The organism is Clostridium sp. UBA5119 (genome assembly GCF_002414285.1).
In the GTDB taxonomy this organism is placed as follows: Bacteria; Bacillota; Clostridia; order Clostridiales; family Clostridiaceae; genus Clostridium_J; species Clostridium_J sulfidigenes.
In genome coordinates this window covers 1-4,130 of the sequence record NZ_DHYX01000061.1, presented here as the reverse complement: position 1 = coordinate 4,130, position 4,130 = coordinate 1, and the positions used below count along the sequence as shown (strand labels likewise).

Below are 4,130 nucleotides of genomic sequence, written 5' to 3'. Positions count from 1 at the left end.
ATATAGAATGTTTCATGTATAATATAAAGAAAATCTTGTAAATTTCAAAGCAATGAATAACATAAGAACTATAATAACATTTACAATATATAGAATAGTTAGGAGTTAAGGAAATGATACAATCAATTGTCCATATAGCTCTAGTTGTTAAAGACTATGATGAAGCTATAGAATTTTATACGAAGAAACTTCACTTTACATTAATTGAAGACACATATCAGCCTGAACAAGACAAACGTTGGGTGGTTGTGTCGCCACCTGGCTCTGGTGGAACTACAATATTACTTGCAAAATCATCTAAACCCGAACAAGAGGAGTTTATAGGTAATCAAGCAGGTGGAAGAGTTTTTCTATTTTTAGGCACTGATGATTTTTGGAGAGACTATAACGAAATGGTTTCAAAAGGTATAGAGTTTGTTAGAGAACCTAAAGAACAATCGTATGGTATTGTTGCAGTATTTAAAGATTTATATGGAAATCTGTGGGACTTAGTTCGATTCAAAGAAAGTCATCCAATGATTGAACGAGTGAAATAGATTAATCCTAATAAGAACTTGTTACACAAATTTCTTTTTTAACATCACAACAATAAAAAACCGAATAATTATTTTGAACACCGTACTATTCAAAACGAATATGCGGTATTTTTTTATTCAAATTTAATGGGAGTTGAGAGATATGACTTTAAGAGAGTTTTTAGAGAAATATATATTTACAAGTGATGAAAAAAAGAAAAAAGAAGGCCNNAAGGCGATTAAGTGATTTTAGCAATAGATCCAGGGAATATTGAAAGTGGGTATGTACTTTTAAATAGTGACTTATGTGTCATGGATTTAGGGGAAGTTGAAAATGAAAAGTTGCTAGAGAAAATAAAAAGACATTTTAAATAGTAGGTGCTTTTATTATTCATAAAAATAATAATGAATTAGAATTTGTTAATTATCAATATTAGTAATTCGCTTTATGAATAATTTTTATAATTAGATTGATAATAATGGTGTATAAGTAACAAAAATGAGAGAAAGGAAGTAATGAATATGAGATATATATCAGAAAAAGAAGAACTAGTTGAAGTAACACCTACAATCAATGTGGATATTCCAGCAACGTCTATAAAAATTTTAAAAAATAGTTTAAGCGATGTAACACCTATTTCATATTTTAATCGTGAAATAATAGGTTATGGTTTTAGGGTTCAAGATCCAGACCCGAAAAAAGCCTATAAAGTTTATCCAGTAATGTTTCGACCGAATTCATTTGGAACTGTATGGGATATATGCTTTTATAATGATGAATCACAAGATTTTGTAATAGATGTTTGGCCAATTTTAAGATAAGTTAAAAAAATATTTTAAATAAAATATCTAAAGTCTTAGGAAACTAAGGCTTTTTATTATGCCCAAAACTCTTAAGGCTCTAAACTGTGAGGAATAGCTGACGAGCTAAAACGGAGTAGTGGACAACACTTTAAAATGGGAGGTAATTATTATGTTAAAAACAAAAATGTTAGTCAATTTAGGATTATGTAGGTATCAAACATTACTTTCACCAGATGATGGAACTGGAGATGATGGGACTGGTGCTGCTACTGAAGGGGTGAAGGAAATCAACAAACTTCATCTATTGACTATGATAAGTTAGCGGATATCATCAATAAAGGTACTCAAAGTAAGGAAAATTTTATACTGAAATCTTACTTTGAACAACAAGGGATGTCCCAGGATGATATTAACCAAGCTATTAAAGATTTTAAAACCAATAAGCAGACTAAAGCACAAGAGCAAACTATCACATTAACAACACTTCAACAGGAGAATGAACAATTAAAAGCTCAAATAGTTAAAGCTAGAGTTGATAATGTAGCTTACAAACAAGCTTTAGGACTTGGAATTGAAGCTAATACAATTCCTTATGTTACTAAGTTAGCTGACTTATCAAAAGTAACCAATGAAAAAGGTGAGATTGATGAAAATCTAATAACAGCTGCACTAAATAAAGTGTTAGAATATGTACCTCAATTAAAGGGTACTAATCAACAAGATAATAAAGGGTTCCAACAAATAGGTGCTGGAGCCAACGGATCAAAATCAAATGCAGAAGATGCTATATCTAGTATTTTCGGTAATAAAAAATAAGAAATGGAGATGATTTTTAATGGCAGTATACAGTTATGCTGAACAATTTGAAAGAGAATTACAACAAAAGTACACAAGGGAGTTAACGTCCTTTCTATTAACTCAATCTAATCCAGGAGTAAAGTTTATTAATGCACTAAATTACCTAGATTAACTTTAAGTGGGTATAAAGACCACAACAGAGGTGATATGAGTTTCAATACTGGAACAATAGCAAATAATTGGGAACCAAAGAAACTAGCACACGATAGAGATATCGAATTTGCATTAGATCATTGGATATAGATGAAACCAATTTAGTTTTAGAAGTAGCAAATATCCAAAATGTATTTGAGGAAGAACAATCAATTCCTGAGAAGGACTCTTACAGATACTCTAAGTTATATGAAGAAGCTAAAACTTATGCTAGTAATGGAGCTGTTATTGATAACACAGTTTTAACTACAGATAATATATTAGATTGGTTCGATACTCAAATGAAAAAATGGATGATGCAGGAGTTCCAAGTGAAGGAAGGATACTTTATGTTACTCCAGCAATGAATAAGTTACTATTTAAGTTATAGTGGGGAAGTTCAAATACCTGCTTATAGTGGAAGTGGGGGTGGGAGTGGACAGGTAGCAGTTCAGCTTCCGGATGAATTTAAAAATAAAAAATATGTTGTGACTCCATCTGTTAGAAAAGTTGAAATATCTGGATCTAACTATTCCATAAGAAATTTTGAGTGTTTTGTGACCTTTGCTAATGATACAGAGTATAAAAATGGAAGATTCATTATAAACGGATATTTAGTGGAGACGAACTGTAATGGAAGCATTGTTACAAGCAAAAATAATATAAAAGTTGTTTACACTGTAACTGCATAGAGGAGGAATGGTAAGGACTTCTAACAATAATCAACTGGTATTTGATATATTAGATCAAGCTATCGCTGCAAATACAACTGCAAAACCAATTTTCCATAGTGATCGTGGTTTTCAATATACAAGCAGAATATTTAAATGCAAGCTAGATAAAATTAATGCAGTATAGTATGTCTAGAGTAAGTCGATGTATTGATAATGGTCCTATGGAAGGTTTTTGGGGTACACTTAAAGCCGAAATGTATTACTTAAGAAAATTTAATACATATGAGGAACTTGAACAAGCTATTGATGAATATATAGAATTTTATAATACAAAGAGACTACAAAAAAAGCTAAAAGGTATGACTCCAATTGAATATCGAAGTCATACCTTAGTGGCATAATTTTTTATTATTTACCATGTCTACTTGACAGGGGGCAGTTCAATAAAATCCTTACTAGCCTGTTTTTCTTTTGTATAAACATTTATTATCTAAGGGAAACGAAAAAGGTACATATAGTTTATCACTTATATATTTTTTTATACATAAGTAAGTTAACACAAATAATGATAATATACTGTAATATATACTACTATATTTTATAAATTAAATAAAAAATAGCATATGGTCCTCCTAAATAAGAATAATTATGCTTATATTTATAATTATTAATAATTGTATATCATAGGAACAAAATAACAGTATTATTCATAACGTAGTTATATAATCTCCTTGAAAGTAGCCTTAAATGAAATTGTTAAGGCCATTATAATTATATTAGCTAAAGATAGAAAGCAGTAATTTATAGAGGGAAATTACTGCTTTTATTTATGTCACTAAATATTTATGCAGGATATAAATTAACAGTATTAAATTTTAAAAGTTAGTATAGGATTTTAATATACAAGGAAATGACTATTAATTATGGGAATCGGATATTCCAACAACTATTAATTTATATTCTAAGTTAGTATTAGTAAATGTAAATATGAATATTCGAAAACTGTTAAATTCAATAATAGGAAACATTTTTATGGAGTTTAATAGTATGTAGTATAGATCTTCATCTAGATTAGAAGATTAACAATACCATTAGATACAATGTAAGAAAAAAAGAGCTACGGTATATTAAAATGTACCCTATATAG

6 protein-coding genes and 2 pseudogenes are annotated in these 4,130 nt (G+C 29.4%); all 8 read left to right on the top strand.

The window, feature by feature from the left end:
• The first annotated feature begins 113 nt into the window (after positions 1–113).
• A complete protein-coding gene (locus tag B2671_RS09945) occupies positions 114–536 on the top strand; it encodes a VOC family protein (RefSeq protein ID WP_346870268.1) in 423 nt (140 codons plus the stop codon).
• Positions 537–758: 222 nt separating this feature from the next.
• Positions 759–890 carry a hypothetical protein gene (locus B2671_RS09940; protein ID WP_346870267.1) on the top strand — a complete coding sequence of 44 codons (132 nt, stop codon included), beginning with the start codon at positions 759–761 and terminating at the stop codon, positions 888–890.
• Positions 891–1,037: 147 nt separating this feature from the next.
• The gene (locus B2671_RS09935; protein WP_346870266.1) at positions 1,038–1,337 is read left to right on the top strand and encodes a hypothetical protein; all 300 of its coding nucleotides are present in this window, start codon (positions 1,038–1,040) and stop codon (positions 1,335–1,337) included.
• A gap of 151 nt (positions 1,338–1,488) precedes the next feature.
• Positions 1,489–1,641: a hypothetical protein gene (locus tag B2671_RS09930; protein WP_346870265.1), complete on the top strand. Its 153-nt coding sequence runs from the start codon at positions 1,489–1,491 to the stop codon at positions 1,639–1,641.
• Positions 1,642–1,712: 71 nt separating this feature from the next.
• Positions 1,713–2,135 carry a hypothetical protein gene (locus B2671_RS09925; protein WP_346870264.1) on the top strand — a complete coding sequence of 141 codons (423 nt, stop codon included), beginning with the start codon at positions 1,713–1,715 and terminating at the stop codon, positions 2,133–2,135.
• A 19-nt stretch (positions 2,136–2,154) separates the two neighbouring features.
• Positions 2,155–2,688, top strand: a pseudogene (locus B2671_RS17690) (capsid protein); the annotation flags it as partial.
• Between the two features lie 178 nt (positions 2,689–2,866).
• Positions 2,867–3,001 (top strand): hypothetical protein, encoded by a 135-nt coding sequence (locus B2671_RS09910; protein WP_346870261.1) that lies wholly within the window; start codon positions 2,867–2,869, stop codon positions 2,999–3,001.
• A 19-nt stretch (positions 3,002–3,020) separates the two neighbouring features.
• Positions 3,021–3,384, top strand: a pseudogene (locus B2671_RS09905) (transposase); the annotation flags it as partial.
• Between the last annotated feature and the right edge of the window lie 746 nt (positions 3,385–4,130).

Bases quoted from the DNA above. Each gene is read 5' to 3' on its own strand.
- B2671_RS09945 (WP_346870268.1), top strand. From the start codon at position 114: ATGATACAATCAATTGTCCATATAGCTCTAGTTGTTAAAGACTATGAT.
- B2671_RS09935 (WP_346870266.1), top strand. From the start codon at position 1,038: ATGAGATATATATCAGAAAAAGAAGAACTAGTTGAAGTAACACCTACA.
- B2671_RS09930 (WP_346870265.1), top strand. From the start codon at position 1,489: ATGTTAAAAACAAAAATGTTAGTCAATTTAGGATTATGTAGGTATCAA.
- B2671_RS09925 (WP_346870264.1), top strand. From the start codon at position 1,713: ATGTCCCAGGATGATATTAACCAAGCTATTAAAGATTTTAAAACCAAT.